Genomic DNA, 23,003 nt, shown 5'->3' on the forward strand with positions numbered 1-23,003 from the left:
CGCCAACATGCGGTTGCGGTGTTTGAATAGCCGAACGCCCGGCCTCAGCCACTTGCAGCGGAATAACCCTCATCATGAGTTCATCCGGCGAAGCACCGCCAATCCTGCCACCCCTGAAAGCCATTCAGGCCTTTGAGCAAACTGCGCGCTTTGGCAACGTCGCGCGTGCGGCCGAAGTGTTGGACCTGACGCCCTCGGCAGTCAGCCACCAACTGGCCAAACTCGAGGCGATGATCGGGCGGCAGCTGTTCCTCAGAACGGCCAGAGGGGTGACGTTGACGCCCGTGGGCGAGCAATACCTGTCCGAGATTTCCGGCATCCTGCACAGCCTGGCGGTGGCAACAGAGCGTGCGACCAGTGATGTCAGCCTCGACTGTCTGAGATTGCATTCATCACCCAGCTTCGGCCTGTTGTGGCTGATGCCGCGCCTGGAACAGTTTCGCGAGAGCCATCCCGACATTCAGCTCAATCTCTCATGCTCTTATGAATCGCTGCACTTCAGTCGGGACAAGATCGACGTGGACATCCGCCACGGCATGCCGAACTGGCCAAGTTTCGAAGTGCGTACGCTGCGCAACGAAAAAATCGCAGTTCTCGCATCACCCAAGCTTCTGGAAAAACGCCCCATCCGCGCCGTCGCCGACTTGCTGGACTGCAACCTGATCCTGTCGGAAGCGACGCTGATCAAGTGGCCGCAACTGTTTGCTCAACACGGGCTGTCGCGCCCTGAAAGCCCCTATACCTTGAGCTTTGACCGCTCCTACATGACCCTCGAAGCCGCCAGCCACGGGCTTGGATTTGCATTGGAAAGCACGCTGCTGGCGCAGGACTACCTGGCGCGCGGCGAGTTGGTCGAAGTCATTCCCGGGTTGAGCGCCCCGATCACCGCACACCACCTGGTTTTCCCGAAGGCGCATGCGGGGTTTCCACGGGTGAGGCGTTTTCTGGAATGGATGCAGCGTGAGCTGGGGCATGACTTCAGTTACTGAAGCACATCCATATTGATCTTGCGCCAACACGCTTCCGAGAAACTGTAAACCGAGAACGCAATCAGCCCCAGGGCCATCACCATCAGGACAAGCCATCCAGCGGGTAGATTCTGCAGCGCGTCCAGCGCTTCCTTCATGCCAGGCGGGTCCATGGCTTGATAAGCGGAACCGCTGACGGCCAGCAGCAAAGCAATTTCCATAAACACGACGCCGCGTGCGATCAGACCGAAGCGAGACACCGGACGGACATAGCGCATGACCTCTTCGTCGGCCTCAAAATACTTCTCGAACGAGGCCTTCCAGCCCTTGATGATGTGCGCAACGCCAACCCCCAGCGGAATGAGCGCAATCAGGTACAACAATAGATTCGAGTGTTCCCACGACAAAAGATGCGCCAGCCAGTCTTTGGTCTGCTCTGCGGAATGGTTCGAACTGCGGCTACCACTCACAAGCAGGCCCAACGCAAAAAACGCCAGAGCACCGTTGACCAGACCTCCTGCAAACAGGCCTGCACGAATCACCAGCCCTTTGAGCTGCGTGCCGTGATGATCGACATCGCGTATCGCTTGCAGGACACGCCAGGCGGCAAACGCAAGCAGACCCGCCACCACAAGGCCCACCAGAAAATAGCCGAACGGCTGGCTCAGCAAGGCCTCCAGGCTCTTGTGACTGTCTTTGGGTTTTGTCGAATCCTGGGCTGCCAATAGCGCGAATATGCCGATGATCAAATAAAGCACTCCGCGAGCGGCGTATCCGCCCCGAGCGAGTATGACGAGACTGCGTTGCGCGGACATTGGATAGATTTCCGAGGTGTATTAAGAGAGCAGACCCTTGTCGCTGAAAGGGGTTCTGTTACAAATCGGAGTCCGGACATTTACCCGGAGTGCAATGGATGAAGGGGACGAGCTGACGTTGCGAGCCGGACGATCCTGACCCATCATTCAGATTCATATTGATGCCGTGGTGAAAATGGACAAGCAACTGGCTGGTTACTCGATTGTATTGACCATCATCTGGGTTTCAGCGGTTATCGCGGTCATGTACTGGATGTCTAATTGAACGTATTGGGTGGCGATGTGGAAGGCGTGGTATTGGGCGACAAGATTCAGCGAGAAGCGGATCGACTGCTGGCGCAGATTGTCCGGGCAGACTCGATGATCATTGCTGTCAAGGCAGGGGCGCGGGCGGATGGTTTCGTGCTGGGACTGGAAACCGGCGGGGCCTTGCGTGCTGGTGATGCCGAGAGGCTGTACATCATTTTCGAAGCCGCGCTGGTGGAGCGTTTGAAGTCATTGTCGCGAGGCTGATCAGATCGGCTGATTGAATCGAAATTCATGAACAGCCATCTACTTGAACTATAAGCTGACCACTCAATGTTCATTTTTGTACGGGGCGAGGGCATGGACTGGAGTGACATGCGGATCTTCCTGGCGATTGCCCGCAGCGGCTCGCTGGGCGGAGCCGCCAGCGAGTTGGGGGTCAGTCATCCGACGGTCGGACGGCGCTTGCAGGTGCTTGAACAAACCAGTGGGCAAGCCTTTTTCCTGCGGACCGCTCAAGGGCTGGTGCTCACGGACAATGGCGAGAGGATTCTCGGTCTGGCGCAGGACATGGAGCACAGCGCGTTGGCCATCGAGCGGCGTCTGGCGGGGCATGGTGATCAGCCTGAAGGCCTGTTGCGGATATCCTCAGCTGACTGGTTCGCCTGTCATGTTTTGTCGCCGGTTCTCAGCGAACTGGTGCACCGCTACCCGTTGATCGTTCCCGAAGTCATCGCCGGGCATCGACTGTTCGACCTTGCCCGCCGGGATGCCGACATCGCTTTCCGGATCGTGCCTTTCACCGAACCCGACATAGTGCACCGCAAGCTGACAACTCTGTCGTACGGCCTATACGCGGCTTTGCATGCCCCGGCGCCGCAGCCGGACGGCGAGGGGCTTGGCCTGATCCTGATGAACATCGCCCAGGCCCATTACCCGGACGTGCAATGGCTGCAGCAACGCTATCCGCTGGCCCGCACCGTGTTCACCAGCAGCAGCCGTACGGTTCAGGCACAGATGTGCGCGAAGGGGCTGGGTGTTGCGGTGTTGCCCCGCGTCCTCGGCGACTCCGTGCCGGGACTGCAACTGCTGGATGAGGACGAGCCACCGCCAGGGCGGGATATCTGGATGGGGTATCACCAGGACATGCGCCAGATGGACCGGCTGCGCGCCCTGGCTGACCTTGCCTCCAACATGATCGGTGCGGGGTAGCGCGCCTCAGGTCGGGCGTACAGCCGAGGCTTGCGCTACCGTCGCTGGCTCGCGCGCTAACGTCAGGCTTATCGCTGCCCCTACGGCCAGGCAAACGACGATGCACAGAACAGCGATCGTGAACGCATGAGTGATGCTGACCGCCGTCGCCGGTTCTCCGAGCAAGGTATAAAACACACCGCCAATCAGTGCGACGCTCAGCGATGTGCTGATCTGCAGCGTTGCGCTGGTAATGCCTGCGATCATCCCGGCATACGCCGGCGCTACCCGGCCCGTGACCATGCGCATCAATGTCGGCAGGCCGAGCCCTTGTCCCAGACCGATCAGGAACAGGATGACCGTCATGGAAGTGAAGGGCGGGGCGAGGGTAGTCGGTGTCACTGACACGAGCCAGCCCAGCCATAGTAATCCGACTATTTCCAGCCCCATTCCTACCGGATTCACGTAGCCCCCGAGGACGCGCCTGAGGAGCGGAACCGACAGGGGACCGAGCAGAAATCCCGCGCCAAACGGCAGAAAGATCAGGCCGGCATGCAGTGCGCTCATATGCAATGCGCTTTGCATGTACATCGAAAACATCAGAAAAAACACACCGATTGAATAGAAGCAAAGCGCGACCAGAAGCGCTCGCCCCAGGCCCGGTGCATTCAGTACGGCCGGGGCGAGGATGGGAGTTCCTCCGGTCCGGTGCAAACAGCTCTCGTAGCGCCAGAACACTACCGCCAGCACAGGACTGGCGGCCAGCGACAGCCAGGCCCACCACGGCCATCCCGCCTCGCGGCCTTCAATCAATGGCACGACCAGGGTGGTCAGGGTCAGCATCGACAACGCGGTGCCCACCAGATCCAGCTTGCTCGCGTGTTGCGCACGGGTTTCTTTGATCACACGGATGCCGAACGCAATCACCAGCAACGCGATCGGCAGGTTGACCAGGAAGATCGCGCGCCATCGCATGCCCAACACGTCGACCTCAATCAAAAAGCCGCCCAGTGCCTGACCGATCACAGACGCCAGTCCAAATACGGCCCCGTAAATGCTCAATGCCAATGGTCTTTCCGACACTGGGAAAATCGCCTGCACCGATGCAAGTGCCTGAGGGGCCATTACCGCGGCGGTCACACCCTGCAAGGCGCGTCCGAGGATGAGCATCCACGGCGAAACCGCCAGGCCGCACATCAGCGACGCGGCGGCGAAGCCCAGCAGGCCAAGGAAGAACATCCGCCCGCGGCCGTACAGATCGCCGAGTCGTCCGCCGGTAATCAGCGTCACGGCATAGAGCGTTGCATAGGAAGAAATCACCAGCTGCTCGGCAGAGGAGCCTGTCCCCAGATCCTCCTGTATCGAGGGCAGGGCGACGTTGACGATAAAAAAATCCAGGGGCGGCAGAAACGCACCGACGAGCAAGATGGCAAACATCAACCAGCGCCGGGGTTCGGGCACTTCGATTTCGATTCGAGACATGACAGGCATCCTGTAGGGAAACTCAGGTTTGACGACGACTGAAGGGCAAGGCTTTGCGCCTGCCCGGGTCAGGTCGCCGCGTCCCAATTTAGGCAATCGCTACTGCGTTTTCGCCTTACAAAACTGCACGGCCAACGTTCATTGCTGTCAGTGCCGTTCTGCGCCGTTGACGCTCACCATGGGCCAGGTCGTTTCAGACATTCCCTTCATCAACGACTGAGGAGTCAGACATGTCAGGTAAATTCAGCGATCAGGTTGCCGTCGTGACCGGCGGTTCCACAGGGATCGGGTTTTCCATCGCGCAAGCCTTGATCGCCGAGGGCGCCAAACGCGTTTACATCACTGCACGGGCAGCAGACAGGCTGGAGGCGGCAGTTGCCAGACTCGGCGACAAAGCTGTCGCGGTGGTTTCCGATGTCTCGCTTCAGGCCGATCTCGACACGCTCAAAGCGACAATCCAAACGCGCGATGACCGGCTGGACGCGGTGTTCGCAAATGCCGGGATCTGTGAGAAAAATCCGCTCGGAGAGACCAGCGAGGCGGCTTACTACGCCATGTTCGACGTGAACGTCAAAGGCGTTTTCTTCAGCGTTCAAACGCTTCTTCCCTTGATGAATGACGCTTCGTCCATCGTTTTGACTGCCTCAATCTGCTCCAGCAACGGCATGGAAGGATTGAGTCTGTACAACGCGTCGAAGGCGGCGGTGCGATCGTTTGCACGCACGTGGGCCAATGAGCTCAAGGACCGCAAAATCCGCGCAAACGTGTTGAGCCCCGGCTTCACCCGCACACCGCTGATGGACAACGGGCTGAAAATGAGCGAGAGCGACATTGCCGCGCTGCGCCAGCACGTCGAGCAAATCACGCCATTGGGCTACATGGCGCAACCCGAAGAAATTGCCAGCGCGGCACTGTTTCTCGCCTCGGACGACGCCAGATACGTGAACGGCGTGGAGCTGATGGTCGATGGTGGTTTATCGCAAATCTGAAGCAGGGGATTGGTAAAGCATCGGGCAGGCGTAAGGCGACTTGTTCCATCTGCATTGATCTCAAAGCGTGGTGGTCTGCCCGTTGCGATCCAGTTCATACACCTTGTTGCCCTGCAACTTCTCCTTCAGCCATCGCTCTGCCTTACCCAACGGCCGCTGCCGCGCCCAGAGCAAATCCACACCAATCTGCCAGTCGGTATGCGGATACGCCGAGAGCTGCAGTTCCACCAGCTCACCCTTGGCCAGTTCACGCTGAATGAGTTGGCGGGGCAGGGTGGCCCAGCCGAGTCCGGCGCGGACCATTTCCAATAACGCCAGATAACTTTCCGCCTGCCACAGCTGGGTCGAACGCAGATATTCGCTGCTCGGCAGTTTGCTCGCGTGGGCGCTGAAGGCAAGGCGGCGATGGACGTGCAGATCCTCGAACGTGACGTTATCGAGTTGCGCCAATGGGTGCTGGGGATGGCAGACGTGCAGCATGATCAGTTTGCCCAGTTGCTGGAACGCCAGCTCCTTGGGGTAGCCGGGCTGTGAGAACGCCACACCGAGCACCGCTTCGCCGCTGCTGACCAGTTCACTGACGTCGCCATGGACCGGATGACGAATGATCAGGTCGACAAAGGGGAAGGCTGCTTCGAAGGCTTTGAGCACCGGCATGATCGGGCCGTACGGCGTTTCAATGGCCAGTGTCAGGCTGGGCTCTACGTTTTCCGACAGACAATCGGCGTGGGCTTCGAAGGTCATGCAGCGTTCAAGCACGGCTTCGGCCTGCACCAGCAATTTGTGGCCGCTGGCGGTGAGGGCAGGGCTGCGGTTGCTGCGGTCGAACAGGTCGACGCCAAGGTCGGTTTCGAGGTTGGCAATCGCTGCGCTGATGGTCGATTGGGTCTTGCCCAGTTTGCGCCCGGCGGCGGAAAACGATCCGCTTTTGACTACTTGGACGAACATCAACAGTTGATCGAGTGAGAAGCGCAAGCGTTGAACTCCCGGTTCGAAAATGAAGGTTTGGAGCGGCTAACGGATGCCAGATCCGTGCCATCGGAAAAAGCGATGGTTGCTAATTTGTTTCATCGCAATAAACGTTCAAATATGGCCCCGCTTCAAACGATCTCCGGGGCGGATCCACCTTCAAACGCCCTGGGCATGCCCGCAATCTCAACAGATGCCGCACCTTCAGGAGCGTGTGAAATGACCACACAACGCATTCATCCGGTGGACGAGGTTTTGCCACTGCGACAGTTGTTCACGTTTGGCTTGCAGCATGTTCTGGTGATGTACGCGGGAGCGGTGGCGGTGCCGCTGATTCTTGGCAGCGCGATGGGGCTGACCTCGGCGCAAGTCGTGTTGCTGATCAACGCCAACCTGTTGACCTCTGGTGTGGCGACGCTGATTCAAACCCTCGGTTTCTGGAAGTTCGGCGCCCGCCTGCCGCTGATTCAGGGCTGCTCGTTCATTGCCCTGGCGCCGATGATCATGATCGGCAAAGAGTTCGGCCTCAGTCAGATTTTCGGCGCGGTGATCGCGGCGGGATTTATCACCGTCGCGCTGGCACCGGTGTTCAGCCGCTTGTTGCGGTTTTTTCCGCCGGTGGTGATTGGCAGCCTGATCACCATTATCGGCATCTCGCTGATGCCGGCGGCGGCGATATGGCTGGGGGGTGGCAATCCCGATGCGGCAGATTTTGGCAATCCCGCCAACCTGTTGCTCGGTTTGGCCACGGTCAGCGTGACGCTGGTGATCTACGCCAGATTCAAGGGCTTCATCGGCAACCTCAGCGTGCTGATTGGCCTGTTTGTCGGCAGCCTGATCGCAGCGGCTTGCGGCATGACTCACTTCAATCGGGTCAGCGAAGCGGCCTGGTTTGAGTTGAGTGCGCCGATGGCTTTCGGCGCGCCGGAATTCGCGCCGGTGCCGATTCTGATCATGACCCTGGCGATGCTGGTCATCATGGCCGAGACCACCGGCAACTGTCTGGCGATCGGCAAATTGACCGGCAAACCGACCACGCAACAGACCCTCGGCAACGCATTCCGCGCCGATGGCTTGTCGACCATGCTCGGTGGCTTGTTCAACAGCTTTCCTTACAACGCCTTTACTCAGAACACCGGCTTGATTGCGCTCTCCAACGTTAAAAGCCGCTTCGTTGTGGCCGCTGCCGGGGCAATCATGGTGCTGATGGGCCTGTTCCCGAAACTCGGCGCGTTGATCGCCGCGGTGCCGACGCCGGTGCTCGGTGGCTGCGCGATTGTGATGTTCGGCATGACCACGGTGGCGGGGATTCAGGAACTGTCACGGGTGCAATTCGAGGGCACGCGCAACGGCATTATCGTCGCCGTGTCAGTGAGTGTCGGGGTGCTGCCGATGTCCTTTCCGGCGCTGTTCGAACACGTCGGCCCGACCCTGAAACTGGTGCTCGACAGCGGGATTTTTCTCGGAGCGATCACCGCCATCGTCCTCAACATCCTGCTCAACAATGAAAAAAAATCGACCGAAACCATCGGCGCTACATCGGCTGAACTGGCCGACTGACTTTTGTTTTCCACTGCCCTGGAGTTACCCATGAATCAATTGACTGAACTCATCCCGGCTGGCATCAGCGCGCTTGATCTGACGTTACTGCGCCAGACCATTGCCTTGTCCGAGGCATCGAAGCAACGCGGTCGCCATCCGTTCGCGGCATTGGTGGCCGACCGCAACGGCAAGGTGATTGTCGAAGCGGGGAACAACTCGATGCCCCCGGAAGGTGATCCAACCCAGCATGCCGAGTTGGTGGCAGCGGCGGCAGCGGCAAAACTCCTGTCGCCGCAGGAGTTGGAACTGTGCACGCTGTACACCAGCGCCGAGCCATGCTGCATGTGCGCCGGCGCGGTGTATTGGACGGGGATCGGACGTGTGGTCTATGCCTTGTCGGAGCATGCCTTGCTGGGACTGACGGGGGACCATCCGGAGAATCCGACGTTCTCGCTGCCGTGCCGCGAGGTGTTCGCCAAGGGGCAACGTAAGGTCAGTGTGTTGGGGCCGATGCTGGAGGGGGAGGCGGCTGAACCGCACAGGGGGTTTTGGTCGTAACAGGTTTTGAAACGAAGCTCGAGTGATGTGATGTCGCGCACTCGCATGCGACGTCTGCAATAATGACGCCCCACTGAGACGCGAAGGCATCAAGTGCTCGTCTCGGCATCAGGAATCAGGTTTTGGAGGACTCCATGCGTGACATTATTGATGGCTTTCTGCGTTTTCAACGCGAGGTGTATCCACAACGCGTCGAGCTTTTCAGGCAGCTCGCGACAGAGCAAAACCCAAAGGCGTTGTTCGTAACATGCTCGGACAGTCGTGTAGTGCCTGAACTGCTCACACAGCGGGAGCCGGGTGAGCTGTTCGTGATCCGCAACGCCGGCAACATTGTGCCATCGTATGGCCCTGAACCCGGTGGTGTTTCGGCCACCGTCGAATATGCGGTTGCAGTGCTCGGCGTACGGGACATCGTGATCTGCGGCCACTCGGATTGCGGAGCGATGGGCGCGATTTCACGCTGCACGTGTCTGGATCATCTGCCGGCAGTTGCCAACTGGCTTCGGCACTCGGACGCCGCGAAAGCGATCAACGCGGCGCATGAGTTCGATACGCCACGCGACAAGCTCGATGGCCTCGTTCGTGAAAACGTGATCGCACAACTGGCGAACCTGCGGACTCATCCATCGGTGGCGCTTGCGCTTGAGCAAGGACGTTTGAATTTGCATGGCTGGGTCTATGACATCGAGGCAGGTTGCATCGATGCGCTGGATGGAGCCACTCGACGCTTCGTTCCACTGTCCGATTCACCGACCACCGTTGCCGTCGCTGCGCGCAACGGTGGTCAGATATAACGGCGACAGACAGGTCGGGACGGGGAAAATTTCGTCCCGGCCGATCGGTCCCTGGCCCGAATCAAAGACCCACCGATGACTCACAATCGTTTGATATTTCACGTCCTTTCTTTTATTCACACATTTACGTGGCCAACGCCGTGGTGTTGACATCGTGTTCCGGTAGAGCCACATCGCTATCGCCCGGCGTCAGAATGACCTTGCGGCAATCCTCTTCCTTTTTATCAAAAATTTTATAGCCCTCTGGAGCCTGTTCCAGCGACATACGATGGCTGATGATGACCTCCGGTGAGAGGCGGCCTGCCTCGATGTGATGGAGCAGCTCCGGCAGGAAGCGATGCACGTGGGTTTGACCCATTTTGAAAGTCAGACCCTTGTCAAACGCGTCCCCGAAAAGGAATCCATGTATGAATCCAGAATAGACTCCAGGGACACTCACAATGCCACCACGTCTGACAGCTGCAATACACTGGCGCAGAGCTTTGCCGCTACTTCCCTCGAGCTTGAGTGTCGCCAGAACCGTTTCCGTCGTACTGCCTTTCGCTTCAAACCCGACCGCGTCCACGACGCCGTCGACGCCCCGCATTCCTTTGGTTTGCCGAATGATCGTATCTGCAGGGTCGTCGTCTTCATCGAAGTTGATGGGAATTACGCCGTATGTTTTCTGCGCGTAAGCCAAGCGGTAAGGATGGTGATCGACCATGAAAATCTGGTCGGCCCCGAGCATTCTTGCGCAGGCTGCACTTAATAAACCGACAGGGCCCGCACCATAAATGGCGATGCTGGAGCCGTTGCCAATCCCCGCGTTCGTTACAGCCTGATACGCAGTCGGGAGGATGTCGGAGAGGAAAAGAACTTTCTCATCCGGCAGTGTCCCTGGCACTTTGAACGGCCCGGTGTTGGCTTTCGGTACACGCACGTATTCGGCCTGCCCGCCAGGCACTCCGCCGTACATATGGCTGAATCCGAACAGCGCGGCTCCCGGGGGGATCGCCTTTTTATTCAAGATCGCTCCACGCCCCGTATTTGTAGTTTCGCAGGCCGCGAACAGATCCATTGCGCAGAAGAAACAGCTGCCGCAGGCAATAACGAAGGGAATGACAACCCGATCGCCCGGCTGCACGGCGGTGACCGCTGAACCTGCCTCCTCGACGATCCCCATGAACTCATGACCGAAAATATCGCCATGCTCGACAGTTGGAATCTTTCCTCGATAAAGGTGAAGGTCAGATCCGCAAATCGCGGTTGCCGTCACTCGAAGAATGATGTCATCGCTGTCCTGGATGACTGGATCCGCAACGTTGTCGACTTTGACGCTGTGCGCGCCGTGATACGTAAGTGCTCTCATGGCGTCCTACCTCTGACTTTCACTGGATGTAAGTGGGAGAGGGCACACGGAGAGCGTAAGTTCATAATGAAAGGCGGGGGAAGTGACTGGCGGTGGTCCTCACAATGAAGAGCGCCTTATCACCCTGTCTTGCGTCTCCGTCGTGATCCGCAATTAATCGAAACTTCGCCGTCCGCCGGGCGGTCCAGACCTTTACATCTCCCGAGCGTGTCGTGGATGTCGGCGCACCGGGATGTCATACGCAATGAAAAGATGAGGTCGGACATGACGGTGACAGTGGGTGATTTTCTGGTCGAACGCCTGAGCCAATGGGGTGTGACGCGAATTTTTGGTTATCCCGGCGACGGTATCAACGGCGTCGTCGGTGCGTTGAGCCGGGCGGGCGGCAAGATCGAATTCGTCCAGGCGCGTCACGAGGAAATGGCGGCGTTCATGGCGTCCGCCCATGCCAAATTCACCGGTGAACTGGGTGTGTGCATCGCGACATCCGGCCCCGGCGCCTCGCACCTGATCACCGGACTGTACGACGCTCGGCTGGACCACATGCCGGTGCTGGCGATTGTCGGGCAGCAGGCGCGCACGGCACTGGGCAGCCATTATCAGCAGGAGCTGGATCTGGTCTCGATGTTCAAGGACGTGGCCGGCGCATTCGTGCAGCAGGCTTCGGCACCTTCGCAGGTCCGGCACCTGCTGGATCGCGCGGTACGCACGGCGGTCGGCGAACGCCGGGTGACGGCGCTGATATTGCCGAACGACCTGCAAGACATCGAATACAAGGCCCCCGCCCGGGCCCATGGCACCGCGCATTCCGGGATCGGTTACAGCAAACCGAAGGTGCTGCCTTACGACGCTGATCTGCAACGTGCCGCCGACGTGCTGAATGCAGGGGAGAAGGTTGCGATTCTGGTGGGTGCCGGAGCGCTGCACGCCAGCGAGCAAGTGTTTGCGATTGCCGAGAAACTGGGCGCCGGAGTGGCAAAGGCACTGCTCGGCAAAGCTGTATTACCGGACGAATTGCCCTGGGTCACAGGTTGTATCGGTCTGCTCGGCACCGAACCGAGCTACAAATTGATGACGGAGTGCGACACCCTGCTGATGATCGGATCGGGGTTTCCCTATGCCGAATTCCTGCCGAAGGAGGGGCAGGCGCGCGGGGTCCAGATCGATTTGCAGCCCGACATGCTCAGTCTGCGCTACCCGATGGAAGTCAATCTGGTCGGCGACGCGGCCGAGACCCTCGCGGCACTGGCACCGTTGCTCGAACACAAGCCGCTGCGCAAGTGGCGTAAAAAGATCGAAGGCTGGCGGGCGAGCTGGGATAAAACCCTCGAGAAGCGCGCGATGGCCAAGGCCGACCCGGTTAACCCGCAACGGGTGGTGTATGAGTTGTCCCCGCGTCTGCCCGAGCAGGCCATCATCACCAGCGACTCCGGTTCTTGCGCCAACTGGTTCGCCCGTGACCTGAAAATCCGCAAGGGCATGAAGTGCTCGCTCTCCGGTGGCCTGGCCTCGATGGGCGCCGCTGTGCCATACGCGATAGCGGCGAAGTTCGCTTTCCCGCAACGGCCGGTGATCGCCCTGGTGGGCGATGGCGCCATGCAGATGAACAACATGGCCGAACTGATAACGGTCGCCAAATACTGGCGACAGTGGGACAGCCCGAAGTGGATCTGCGCCGTGTTCAACAATGAGGATCTGAATCAGGTCACCTGGGAACAGCGCGTGATGGAGGGCGATCCGAAATTCGTTGCCTCGCAGAGTATTCCGGATGTGCCTTACCATTTGTTCGCCATCTCCATCGGCCTCAAAGGCATTTTTGTCGATCGGGAGGAAGACGTGGCCGCAGCCTGGGAGCAGGCGTTAGCTTCCGAAGTACCGGTCGTCATTGAATTCAAGACCGACCCGAATGTGCCGCCGTTGCCGCCGCATATCAAGCTGGAACAGGCAAAGAAATTCGCCAGCACGTTGCTCAAGGGTGATCCGGACGAAGCGGGCGTCATCGTGCAAACGGCTAAACAGGTATTGGGGACGGTATTGCCCGGGAAGCGCAAGTAGTGACGGTAAGACCCGCGAAGAGTTTCGTGACGATGGCTTGGTTTTCAATCTGCATATCACCAGGACGCCGGGGAGTCAGGGCGTCCTGGCGTCCTGGCGTCCTGGCGGCAAAGGTGAACCGAGGAAGTTCCGATCAGACACACTATTTAACATAATATACATTACACGTAACAAAGTATTACGGAGTCAGCCCGGTTGTGCACGCCATTTCGATCTCCAGCATCGCTTTCAAACGACCTGATCTTTGTTGGCTGTAGGTCCCTCTATTTAAAACGTGCCGCTCTCAATCCTCGGCACGCGTCAGCTTTTCAATCAGCGCTCGATGCTGCGGATACCGCGCTGTGAGTTTCTGCCGACTCCCCATTTCCATATCGGCGAAATCAAAGCCTGGTGAAACCGCTTCGCTGATCAAACCAAATCCGTTCGAACCATTCAGCAGTCTGGAGGCTTTCCAGATTCCGCCCGGTACGTGCAATTGTAAATGTTGTCCGGCTAGAACATCGCTGCCCATCACCAACGTCTGCAGTGAACCGTCTTCAAGGATCAAGCTGTACTCAATGGCATCGCCCAGATGGAAATAATGCAGGATGTCCGAATGGTTGAAATGAAACTGGCCGACCGGTGAATCTTCGGTAAGCAGGTAGTAAATCGACGTCATCAGAAAGCGTGAGCCGCTCGTGGTTTCAAGCATGTCCCGGTGATCAGCCTGGTATGTCCTGCGGAAATAGCCGCCCTCAACATGAGGTTCAAGGTCCAGTGATGCAATCAGGTTCGACGCACTGATCTGACTCGGATTCATGGCCTGCTCCATTGATTTTCAATACATTATGTAATAACTCGACTAAACGACCATTTAGTGTAGTTAACTGTATTTCGACGATTTTAATCACTTTTATACACCCTCACCTGCCCGTATTCCTGTGGATTCACTCTTGCGCCAATATCGGCTTGCCCACTCGCCGACCCGAGAAATCGCAACGCCCCGGCCCAGACGGCAAAAGCGTTGCCTATGCATCAAATGGAACAGGCGCTGCCACCGTGCTTTTCAAGGTAGCGCTGATGTTCTTCATCCGCCTTTTGAAACTCACCCAGTGGCAGGATCACCGTAGCCACTGGCTTGTCCAACTGGCCACTGGCGTCCAGCTGCTGCCTGGCGACAAGCGCCAGTCGGGCCTGCTCGGCACTGTTGAAAAACAGCGCGGAGCGGTATTTCGCCCCGACGTCCGCACCCTGCCGGTCGACTGACGTGGGATCGTGCAGTGTCCAGAAGTGCTCGACGAGACGGCTGTAGGAAATGAGTCGGGGGTCGAAGTCGACTTGCACGACTTCGATCAGGGTGGCGTCGCCCAAGTCTGACCGCGCGAATCCGACGCGGGTGTCGAGCACACCCGGCAATGCCCGGAATGAGGCTTCCGCCCCCCAGAAGCAGCCGGCACCCAATATCGCCTGCTCTGACAGAACGTCGCCTGAAAAATCACTCATGCGCGGCCTCCTCACCCTTTAGATAGTGCAGGTGCAAATGCAACTGGGCGATATGCTCCGGGCCGATCCCACAGCATCCGCCGACAATGCTGGCCCCTGCGGCAACCCATGATTTCGACCAGTCCAGGTAGGACTCGGGGCCCAGATCGCGCCGAATGTCCAACAAATCGCTATTGGCCTCGGCTTTGGCACTGACAGGGGGGAAAGCATTGGCATAAACCCCCAGTTCGACAGGATGATCCAGGTTTTCAATCACAGCGCGTGCCTCAATCAAGGCCGCGGCCATCACTTCCGGCTGGCTGCAATTGAAGAGCACCGCCTTGGCCCCCAGCTCAGCCGCCACGCGAACCGCATCGGCAACAGCCTCGTTTGAGCGTAATCGCGGTTCCCGGCCCTCTTCGTCCAACAGCGTGAATGACACCCAGAGTGGCGCGGAATCCGTTCCAAGGGCTTCGACCACCGCCCGCACTTCAGCAATGGAGCTTTGCGTTTCGGCCAGCCACACATCGACGTGCGCCTGCAATCCGGCAATGAGTTCGCGGTGGATCGCTACTGAACGCTTATGATCGAACAGATCCGGCCGGTACGACCCCAACGCCGGCGGCAACGACCCGGCCACGGTGACCGCATCGGTACTTTCGCCGGCGGCCTGCCGCGCCAGCCGTCCGGCGCGCTCAGCCAGCGCTCTTCCCTGCTCGGCAAATCGCTCGTCGCCAATATGAAAAGGCACCACCGCATAGCTGTTGGTGGTGATGATCCGTGCGCCCGCTTTCACGAACGCCTGATGCGCCTGCAGCACATACTCGGGCGCTTCGATCAGCGCGAGGGCCGACCATTCCGGTTGACGGAACGGCGCGCCGATTCGCTTCAACTCCCGCCCCATGCCGCCATCGAGCACACGTACGTTCGCTCTGGTCATTGGGCTGAACTCACTTGCTGCGCCTGCCCTGCAAACCACTGGTCAACAGTAGAAGGGTTGGCTTGAACCCAGGCCTTGGCGGCGACGTCTGCTGGCTGTTTCTCCTTTTCGATTTTCTGGATCAGTCCGTTCAACTGTGCCGGGTCGATGGAGAAGTTGTGCAGGAACTCGGCAATTTTCGGCGCGCGCTTTTGCAGTGCGGTGGAAGCCAGGACGTACACCTTGGCATCCGGGAAGGCGCAGGTGATGTGGCTCTTGTTCAGCCAGTCGGGATCGACGGTCGGGCTGATGAATTTCCAGCAGCCATCCGCCTTGTAAAGAGGATCTTCTTTTTTGTTGTCCTGGGCGTAGCCATCGAACGCGGGCTCTTCCAGACGACGCAGATCATAGGCCGAGAAAATCCAGTCAGGGGTGTAGGCGTAGAACACCACGCCGCGTTGCGCTTTGTAAGCCGAGGCCAGTTTGGCGTAAGTCACCGAGGCTTCCGTCGACACGGACTCGAATTTATCGGCGAAGCCGTAATCCTTGGCCTTGATCTGGCCGATATAGGTCGACTCCCAGCCCGCCGGCCCCACCAGCAGTTCGGCCTTGCCGCCGCCCACTGGCTCGAAGAGCTTGGCCACTTCCGGTTTTTTCAGGTCGTAGATCGATTTGACGCCGTACTTGTCTTGCAGATAACCGGGAATGTAGAAGCCTTGTTCGCCGGCATAAGGGTGAGCATTGGGCACCAGTGAGCGGGTGCCGCCGGTGACGTACTTGGCCCATGCCGCCGACTGATTGGGCAGCCAGATGTCCGTCAGCACATCCACAGAACCGTCGCCCTTGGCCGCCGCACTGAACAGCACCGGCACGTCCCCGGCCAGATACGACACATCACCGTCCAGACGAATTTTGATCACCTCACCCAGAATGTGTTGAATGGCGATGGCCCCCGTCCAGTTCTGCTCGCCAATGACAATTTTGTCCTTGGCCATCACGCTGGCCGGCACGATCAGGGAAGCCAGCACTGCAACCGCACTCAGGTTACGCAATAGATGTTTTGTCACGATAAGTCTCACTGTTCAGTTATGCAGATGGTCTTGCTTGCGCAAGCTCGATTGAATGATTCGATCGGGGATCAATGCACACAGCACGATCGCCACGCCGGCCAGCACGCCCTCGCCGCCCTTGATATTGCGCAACGCCGTCATGACGTCGTAACCCAGTCCTCCAGCGCCGATCAGGGCAGCAACCACCACCATCGACAGGCTCATGACAATGGTCTGATTGATCCCCAGTAACAGGGATCGTCGCGCCAGCGGCAGTTGCACCTTCACCAGGGTTTGCCAAGGGGTTGCTCCATGGGCGATTGCCGCTTCCACGGCATCCTTCGGGACTTCCTGAATGCCCAGGGACGTCAGACGAATCATCGGTGCCAGGGCAAAAATCACCGTCGCAATGACCGCCGGGGTCTTGCCCACCGAAAAGAACGCCACAGCGGGAATCAGATAGACAAAGGTCGGCAGGGTCTGCATGACATCCAGCAAAGGCGTGAGCAGCCTGCGGGCAAATGGCCGCTTCGCCAGCAGAATGCCGGTGGGTACGCCGATCACCAGTGCGATCAGCACCGACGAACCAACCAGCGCCAGCGTGGCAATTGTCCGCTCCCAAAACCCGAACAGGCCGATATACAACAACGCAGCGCTGCTGGTGAGCGCCAGGGCCAGGCCCGCCGAGCGCCAGGCCAGCAATACCAGCGCCAGCGCGCAAACCGGCCAGGGCAGCCAACCGAGCAGGGTTTCGATCCCTTCAATGACCGTGCGAACCGCAACGATCACGCCGACAAAAGCGCTCTCGAACGTCACCTGTGACCAACCGATAAAGTCATCCACGCTCTGTGCAGTCAGTAACAGCGCCTGGCGGCTGGCCGGGAACTGCAAGAACGCCTGGGTGGTATCGGGCGTCAACACGCGCCAGATCACCAATGCCTGACTGACCAGCAGCACCGCCAGCGGCAACGCCCAACTCGAAACGGCGCGCCGCACCGGTTGACGGCCCAGCGAATACGCGATGAAACGACTGGCCGCCAGCACGGCCAATCCCACCACGACCGATATCCAGGATGCGCTCGCAATGCCTTGCACCGCAGTGGCCAGGGCCGCGAGTTCTGCGGCGAACCCGAGCCAGAACAACCCGCCTCGGCCCCGCGCCGCCAGCGCTGCCGGCCCGAGCAACAGGGCTTGCCAGCCGCGCAAGCCCGGCTGAACCGGTTGCTGCTTCGGTGCCGTTTCGGGAACCTGACGTACCGGCCAACCGGCATCGTGCAATACCGGTGCGGCTGGAAGGCAATCGCGGAAAAAATCCGCGACCTCAGCATCGGCCGGCGTCTCGAGCAGCTGTTTCGGGGTGCCCGACTGCACCAGACGCCCCTGGCGCAATACCGCTATCCGGTCAGCGAGACGGACCGCTTCGGCAGGATCGTGGGTGACCAGCAACGTGGTGATTCCGCGCTCGCGGACCAAGGCCAGAAAGTGGCTTTGCAGGTCTCGCCGGATGGTCGGATCCAGTGCGCTGAAAGGCTCGTCCATCAGGAGAATATCCGGATCAGTTACCAATGCCCGCGCAAGTCCGACCCGTTGCTGCATACCGCCGGACAACTCGTGGGGATAATGCTCGCCCCATCCCTCCAGGCCCATCGCCTGTAACTGTCGGGTGGCCGCTGCGTGCCGGACGGCCTCGGATTCGCCGCGCAACTCCAGAGGCAGCGCAACGTTGTCCAGCACCGTGCGATGGGGCAAAAGACCAAAATGCTGGAACACCATGCCGATTCGCCGCGAGCGCAAATCCCGCAACGCTTTGTGGCTCAGGCCGCTGATAGCCTGACCTTCAATCAAGACCTCACCGCTGGTGGGTTCGATCAAACGATTGATATGGCGAAGCAAGGTCGATTTGCCGCTGCCGGAGGTGCCCATCAGGCACAGCACTTCGCCGCGTCGAACCTTCAAGCTGACATGGTTGACAGCCGGCAACGGCGACCCGCCTTTGCGCAGATAAGCTTTAGTGACGCCTCGCAGTTCGAGGACAACATCGCCCTCCTCGGCGCTATCGTCGATGGGTGGGGCCAATCGTTCAGGCAAGTCGACCTGTACCGTTGCCAAAGAGGTTTGAATAAGTGTCACGAGGGCTCCGGGCAACAAACCGCTGACGGCCTGATGTGTGGCCGTACCAGGGTAGAAAAAATGGACAGGAGCCTCAGACAACGACCGCGAACGGGGTCGGCCTGAGGCAAAACAAACGCCGCAAGCGAGGCGCTGCACGTTTCCTTTGCTAAAAGCTAAACGATCTTAAAAAGATTAAATAAATATCTTTTTGGAATGAGCTTAGGCCTTCCCGCCCGGGTTTCCGGAGGTGCTTTTCAAAGCGATCTGGTATTGCTGCGTGCCGACGGCTGGACGTGCTGCACACCGACAACGATCCTGTATCGCAGGCCCAAAGCCGTGCCGGTCAACGCTTGATCGACTCATCGACGGGCTGACGTCCAGCAGCAGACTCAGCCCGGTTTTGATGGAGTGTTCCGCGCCTGTGCAGACGCTACCTCAGAGCCCCCTCACTGAGTGAGCCAACATCAAACGGCACGACCTTGTTCCCTCTCCAAAGCCGCAAACCCGCGCTGCAGATCTTCAATCAAGTCGGCGACATCCTCCAGGCCAACGTGCAAGCGCAACACCGGATTCAATAAGCGATCCGCCGCACTGTCGCGATCGCCGGTATCGGCCACGGTGATCAGACTTTCAAAACCGCCCCAGGAAGCCCCCAATCCGAACAGTTGCAGCGCATCGATGAAGCGTTCCACGTACGCGGCGTCCGTTTCACGCAATTCAAAGGACAGCAGGCCATTGCTGCCAGTGAAGTCCCGGCGCCACAAGGCATGGCCGGGATGATCGTGCAAGGCCGGATGAAACACCTGCTTCACCTGCGGGTGTGCCTGTAACCAGTGGGCGACTTCCAGAGCCTGACGCTCATGCACTTGCAGTCGTGACGCGAGCGTTCGAGCGCCACGCAGCACCAGATACGCGTCGTCAGGGCTGACGGTCGTTCCAAAGCTGTCGCTCATGGCCGCCAGTGCGGGCCATGCGTCTTCGGTCGTGCAGACGCTGCCCATGACCACGTCACTGTGGCCGCTCAGGTATTTGGTCAGTGCCATGATCGAGATATCTGCACCGAGCGCCAAGGGACGGTACAGGTAACCGGAGCCCCAGGTATTGTCGACAGCCAGCAGGATACTTCGCGGTTTGCACAGGGCAGCCATGGCCGGCAAGTCGCACAGTTCATACAACAACGAGCCAGGCACTTCGGTGTAGACCATTCGGGTATTGGCTTGCAGCCGGGCCTCCAGGTCACGGCCGTCGGCCGCGAAATAGCTGACTTCAATGCCGAAGGGCTGAAGAAACTCCCGTGCCAGGCGCCGCACCGGCGCGTATACCGCGTCGGTGATCAGCACATGGTCACCGGGTCGCAGATAAGCAAGAAACGTCTGTGCGATCGCTGCCAGCCCGGTACCGTACAAGCGCGTGCGATACCCACCTTCCAGCTCGGTGACCAGGTCTTCGAGGGCGAACGCCGTCGGATTGCCGCGCGCGCCATAACTCAGCACCCGCTCGCTATCACGACGAGCACGGGCGTCACGCATTTGCGCCAGGTTGTCGAACAACACCGTGCTCAAGCGAGTCACCGGCACATTGACTGCGCGGCCACCGGGTCCCTGGGCCAGTGCCGAATGCACCAGCCGCGTATGCACGTGCGACCCCGGACGTGCCTGCACCTGCAACGGTTTGAGACTGGCGATTTCGTCGGCGTTCATCTGCGCCAGCAAACCGATTTCCCACGTCAGGTATTGACGCGCTGCGTCCTTGTTGCCGGAGTGGCGGTCATGGGTAAAGAATAGAAAATCAATGCATTGCTCATCAGAGAGCGCGTCCGGACTTTCCTGCACAGCAAAACCGGCCGCACGCCAGGCATCAAGGCCGCCGTCCAGAAGCCGTACCTGCGCGCGCTGAGCTTGTGGCAGTTCCTGTGAGGCGAGCGCAGCCAGTTGGGCAACCTCGGCCAACAGCACCAGCGGCCGCTGCTCGCCCGCCACGTGTTGTGCGAGCAAGGAGCGAATCGACCAGCGCGCCCCGGCAATGTGGCCCTTGCGATAAGTCATGCTCGGCCGCAGATCAATCAGCGCGACGGCGTCATCCTTCAGTGCATCGGAAAGCGCCTGCGCCGTGATCAGCGGCAATGCTTCGTGGGCGACCCCATCGTTTTCCGGTAGCGACAGCGTGCTGCTCACACCACCTGCCAGCACGTAGGCTTCATGCCCCGCCTGACGCAGCCAGCTCGCGACAATCCGGGCGCGGACACCATCGCTGTCGATCAGCACCAGTCGCGCCTGGCGCACGCCGACATACAGATCGGTCGATTGAACCAACTGACCACCTGGCGTGTGTTGCGCGCCCGGCAGACTGCCGGCGGCAAACTCTTCGGCGGTGCGCACATCACACAAAAACAGACTGCGATCAGCATCGCCGGCCCATTGCTCGACCTGTGCAGCCGTCACTGTCTCTGCGCCGGCTCTTTCGGCCAGTCGGGCAGCCGCCAGGCGCTGTGTGGTCAATGGCGCTGCGGTCACCGACTCGGCATAACGCCGGGTGCTGCCGTGCTCAAGCTCGAAGTCCTCCAGATACCAGCCTTGTGTGCCGTTTTCCAAGGCATACACCGGGTTCTTCAATCCGAGGTTGATCAGGGTCTGCGCACCGATAATGCTGCGGGTACGACCGGCGCAATTGATCACGATCGGCGTGTCTTCGTCAGGCACCAAATCATGGATGCGATACCCCAGTTCGCCATTGGGGCAGCACACGGAACCAGGAATGGTCATTTTGTAGTATTCATCGAACGGCCTGCCGTCGAGCAGCACCAGAGGCTCGCCTCGGGTTTGCCATTCGGCCAGTTGTAGCGCGGTGACATGGGGCGTGTGATTGACCTCTTCGACCAATTCGCCAAATGCCTTGGATGGCACATGCACGCCGGCAAACAACTGATGACCGGCGGCCTGCCAGCCATCGGCACCGCCTTCAAGAATATGCACGCGGTCATACCCCAACGCCTGAAGGCGCCGCGCGGCACGCGTGGCAACATCGCCGCCGTTCTGGTCATGAATCACCAGTCGCACTTGAGAGTTGGGCGCCAGTCGCCGAACCTCCAGTTCCAGCCGGCTATAGGGCAGATTGACGGCAAAGAACGGATGGGCTTCGCCATACTGGCCATGTTCACGCACATCGAACAGGGCAATTTCCTGCCCGTCGAACAGCCACTGCTGCAATTGCGCTGGGGTTACGATCTGACTCATGGGGTTGCGCTCGAAAGAAAATTATTGAAGCGCCAGAGCGCGTTCACTGGTCGCCACGTCGCGGCCCTTGGCATACGCACGTTGAATGGCCGGGCGCGCCTTGAGGCGTTCGCGCCAGGCCCGAATGTGCGGAAAATCCTGCAGTTCCTGCCCCTGTCGCTGCGGCTGAATCCACGGGAATATCGCCATGTCGGCGATGGAATAATCACCGGCCACGCAGGGCACTTCGGACAACCGTCGCTCCAGCACGCCGTACAAGCGCGCCGCCTCGCCCGCCAGCAGTTCCAGGGCAAACGCCTGCGGTTGCGGCGCCTTCTCCTTGAACAGCTGCAACTGACTCAGGTATGGCGTGACGTGCCCCACTTGCCAGAACAGCCATTCCTGCACCTTCTGACGTTCGGCAGTGCCCGCCGCGGGCAGGAATCGCCCGGCCTTGTCGGCCAGATAATTGAGGATGGCACCGGATTCGAACAGGCTCAGCGGTTCAATCAAGCCGTGAGGCGCATGATCGACAATCGCCGGAATCCGCCCGTTGGCGCTGATGCGCTGGAATGCCGCCTGCTTCTGTTCACCCTCACGGATGTTGACTGGCAGCACGCGGTACTCCAGCCCCAGTTCTTCCAGGAGAATGCCGATTTTCAAACCGTTGCCGGTCGGCCAGTAATACAGATCGATCATGCGTAGGCCTTGATCGACGGCGCCATTTGCGAGGCGTTGTAGTTGAGAATGCGCCCGTCGGCCTCAACGCCGTAACGCCCGTTGAGGGATTCCAGCGGCAAGCCGTACAAATGGAAATGCAGGGTCGGCTGTTCGCCATCGACACGAATCCCGTGCAAGTCTTCACCCAAAAACGAGATCGAGGTGCCGGGCTGCACGATGACTTCCTTTTGCAGATGCAACGTGGTGAAACCAGGCTCGCGGCCCTCATCGCTGCGGGTATAGACGTAGTTGATTTCCTGGCCTTCGATGGCACTGATGATTGCCCAGGTCTCGTGGTTGTGGGGGATGGTGCTTTTGCCCGGCAGCAGCGAGTTCAGGTACAGCGTCGGGGTGTCGCCGTCATCGTTGAGACGATAGCGGGACGCGGTGCTGCCCTGCCCCGGCACCGGCGCCGGGAATTCATCGAAGTTGAACAGGTCGCGGCGTTCGGCGAGCGTTTCCAGCAGGCTGACGATTTCGTCCAGCGCAGCGCGGTCGACGCCCCGTTGATGGATGACGCGGACTTTCTTCAGGAAGTCCTCGATGACATCGGCACGGTTCACGGTACTCATT

General features: G+C 59.5%; 20 protein-coding genes. 8 read left to right on the top strand and 12 right to left on the bottom strand.

What is annotated here, in order from left to right:
- The first annotated feature begins 74 nt into the window (after positions 1-74).
- Positions 75-989 (top strand): LysR substrate-binding domain-containing protein, encoded by a 915-nt coding sequence (locus tag CAF76_RS01520; RefSeq protein ID WP_011334135.1) that lies wholly within the window; start codon positions 75-77, stop codon positions 987-989.
- Here the strand turns inward: CAF76_RS01520 and CAF76_RS01525 are convergent.
- Positions 983-1,783 carry a DUF1206 domain-containing protein gene (locus tag CAF76_RS01525; protein WP_085646566.1) on the bottom strand — a complete coding sequence of 267 codons (801 nt, stop codon included), beginning with the start codon at positions 1,781-1,783 and terminating at the stop codon, positions 983-985. The genes CAF76_RS01520 and CAF76_RS01525 overlap by 7 nt on opposite strands.
- A gap of 282 nt (positions 1,784-2,065) precedes the next feature.
- Between CAF76_RS01525 and CAF76_RS01530 the strand changes: the two genes are divergently transcribed.
- Together CAF76_RS01530 and CAF76_RS01535 are read left to right on the top strand one after the other, a co-directional pair.
- Positions 2,066-2,296 (top strand): hypothetical protein, encoded by a 231-nt coding sequence (locus CAF76_RS01530; RefSeq protein WP_011334137.1) that lies wholly within the window; start codon positions 2,066-2,068, stop codon positions 2,294-2,296.
- Positions 2,297-2,389: 93 nt separating this feature from the next.
- Positions 2,390-3,241: a LysR family transcriptional regulator gene (locus CAF76_RS01535; protein WP_085646856.1), complete on the top strand. Its 852-nt coding sequence runs from the start codon at positions 2,390-2,392 to the stop codon at positions 3,239-3,241.
- A gap of 6 nt (positions 3,242-3,247) precedes the next feature.
- Here the strand turns inward: CAF76_RS01535 and CAF76_RS01540 are convergent, their stop codons facing one another.
- Positions 3,248-4,702, bottom strand: coding sequence for an MFS transporter (locus tag CAF76_RS01540; protein ID WP_085646567.1), 1,455 nt, complete (start codon positions 4,700-4,702; stop codon positions 3,248-3,250).
- A 230-nt stretch (positions 4,703-4,932) separates the two neighbouring features.
- On the opposite strand from CAF76_RS01540, the gene CAF76_RS01545 reads away from it, so the two are divergent.
- Positions 4,933-5,691, top strand: coding sequence for an SDR family NAD(P)-dependent oxidoreductase (locus CAF76_RS01545; RefSeq protein ID WP_085646568.1), 759 nt, complete (start codon positions 4,933-4,935; stop codon positions 5,689-5,691).
- A 60-nt stretch (positions 5,692-5,751) separates the two neighbouring features.
- On the opposite strand, the gene CAF76_RS01550 is transcribed toward CAF76_RS01545, so the two are convergent.
- The gene (locus CAF76_RS01550; protein ID WP_085646569.1) at positions 5,752-6,666 is read right to left on the bottom strand and encodes a LysR family transcriptional regulator; all 915 of its coding nucleotides are present in this window, start codon (positions 6,664-6,666) and stop codon (positions 5,752-5,754) included.
- A 213-nt stretch (positions 6,667-6,879) separates the two neighbouring features.
- Between CAF76_RS01550 and CAF76_RS01555 the strand changes: the two genes are divergently transcribed.
- The 3 genes from CAF76_RS01555 (at position 6,880) to CAF76_RS01565 (ending at position 9,554) form a co-directional block, all read left to right on the top strand.
- Positions 6,880-8,220 carry a nucleobase:cation symporter-2 family protein gene (locus tag CAF76_RS01555; RefSeq protein ID WP_085646570.1) on the top strand — a complete coding sequence of 447 codons (1,341 nt, stop codon included), beginning with the start codon at positions 6,880-6,882 and terminating at the stop codon, positions 8,218-8,220.
- A gap of 30 nt (positions 8,221-8,250) precedes the next feature.
- The gene (locus tag CAF76_RS01560; protein WP_011334143.1) at positions 8,251-8,760 is read left to right on the top strand and encodes a nucleoside deaminase; all 510 of its coding nucleotides are present in this window, start codon (positions 8,251-8,253) and stop codon (positions 8,758-8,760) included.
- 134 nt (positions 8,761-8,894) lie between these two features.
- Complete coding sequence (locus CAF76_RS01565) at positions 8,895-9,554, top strand: carbonic anhydrase (RefSeq protein WP_011334144.1); 660 nt, start codon at positions 8,895-8,897, stop codon at positions 9,552-9,554.
- Positions 9,555-9,678: 124 nt separating this feature from the next.
- Here CAF76_RS01565 and CAF76_RS01570 read toward each other — a convergent pair whose 3' ends face one another.
- Complete coding sequence (locus tag CAF76_RS01570; RefSeq protein ID WP_064596590.1) at positions 9,679-10,902, bottom strand: zinc-dependent alcohol dehydrogenase; 1,224 nt, start codon at positions 10,900-10,902, stop codon at positions 9,679-9,681.
- A 264-nt stretch (positions 10,903-11,166) separates the two neighbouring features.
- On the opposite strand from CAF76_RS01570, the gene CAF76_RS01575 reads away from it, so the two are divergent.
- Positions 11,167-12,957, top strand: a complete 1,791-nt coding sequence (locus CAF76_RS01575) for a thiamine pyrophosphate-requiring protein (RefSeq protein ID WP_085646571.1) — start codon at positions 11,167-11,169, stop codon at positions 12,955-12,957.
- A gap of 283 nt (positions 12,958-13,240) precedes the next feature.
- Here CAF76_RS01575 and CAF76_RS01580 read toward each other — a convergent pair whose 3' ends face one another.
- The 8 genes from CAF76_RS01580 to CAF76_RS01615 all read right to left on the bottom strand — a co-directional run bounded on the left by CAF76_RS01580 (position 13,241) and on the right by CAF76_RS01615 (position 23,002).
- Positions 13,241-13,756 (bottom strand): cupin domain-containing protein, encoded by a 516-nt coding sequence (locus tag CAF76_RS01580; RefSeq protein WP_085646857.1) that lies wholly within the window; start codon positions 13,754-13,756, stop codon positions 13,241-13,243.
- A gap of 215 nt (positions 13,757-13,971) precedes the next feature.
- Positions 13,972-14,439, bottom strand: coding sequence for a peptide-methionine (S)-S-oxide reductase MsrA (gene msrA, locus CAF76_RS01585; protein ID WP_085646572.1), 468 nt, complete (start codon positions 14,437-14,439; stop codon positions 13,972-13,974).
- Entirely contained in the window at positions 14,432-15,358 is a 927-nt protein-coding gene (locus tag CAF76_RS01590; RefSeq protein ID WP_085646573.1) for a homocysteine S-methyltransferase family protein, read from the bottom strand. Before CAF76_RS01590 ends, msrA begins: the two co-directional genes overlap by 8 nt.
- Positions 15,355-16,332 (bottom strand): glycine betaine ABC transporter substrate-binding protein, encoded by a 978-nt coding sequence (locus CAF76_RS01595; RefSeq protein ID WP_371857882.1) that lies wholly within the window; start codon positions 16,330-16,332, stop codon positions 15,355-15,357. The genes CAF76_RS01590 and CAF76_RS01595 overlap by 4 nt, the downstream gene beginning before the upstream one ends.
- An 87-nt stretch (positions 16,333-16,419) precedes the next feature.
- Positions 16,420-18,474 carry an ATP-binding cassette domain-containing protein gene (locus CAF76_RS01600; protein ID WP_085646858.1) on the bottom strand — a complete coding sequence of 685 codons (2,055 nt, stop codon included), beginning with the start codon at positions 18,472-18,474 and terminating at the stop codon, positions 16,420-16,422.
- 488 nt (positions 18,475-18,962) lie between these two features.
- Entirely contained in the window at positions 18,963-21,731 is a 2,769-nt protein-coding gene (gene metC, locus CAF76_RS01605; protein WP_085646575.1) for a cystathionine beta-lyase, read from the bottom strand.
- A gap of 21 nt (positions 21,732-21,752) precedes the next feature.
- Positions 21,753-22,409, bottom strand: a complete 657-nt coding sequence (locus CAF76_RS01610; RefSeq protein WP_085646576.1) for a glutathione binding-like protein — start codon at positions 22,407-22,409, stop codon at positions 21,753-21,755.
- Complete coding sequence (locus CAF76_RS01615; protein ID WP_085646577.1) at positions 22,406-23,002, bottom strand: cysteine dioxygenase; 597 nt, start codon at positions 23,000-23,002, stop codon at positions 22,406-22,408. Before CAF76_RS01615 ends, CAF76_RS01610 begins: the two co-directional genes overlap by 4 nt.
- Between the last annotated feature and the right edge of the window lies 1 nt (position 23,003).

Origin of the sequence: Pseudomonas sp. B40(2017), assembly GCF_002112855.1 — a bacterium.
GTDB lineage: Bacteria > Pseudomonadota > Gammaproteobacteria > Pseudomonadales > Pseudomonadaceae > Aquipseudomonas > Aquipseudomonas pharyngis.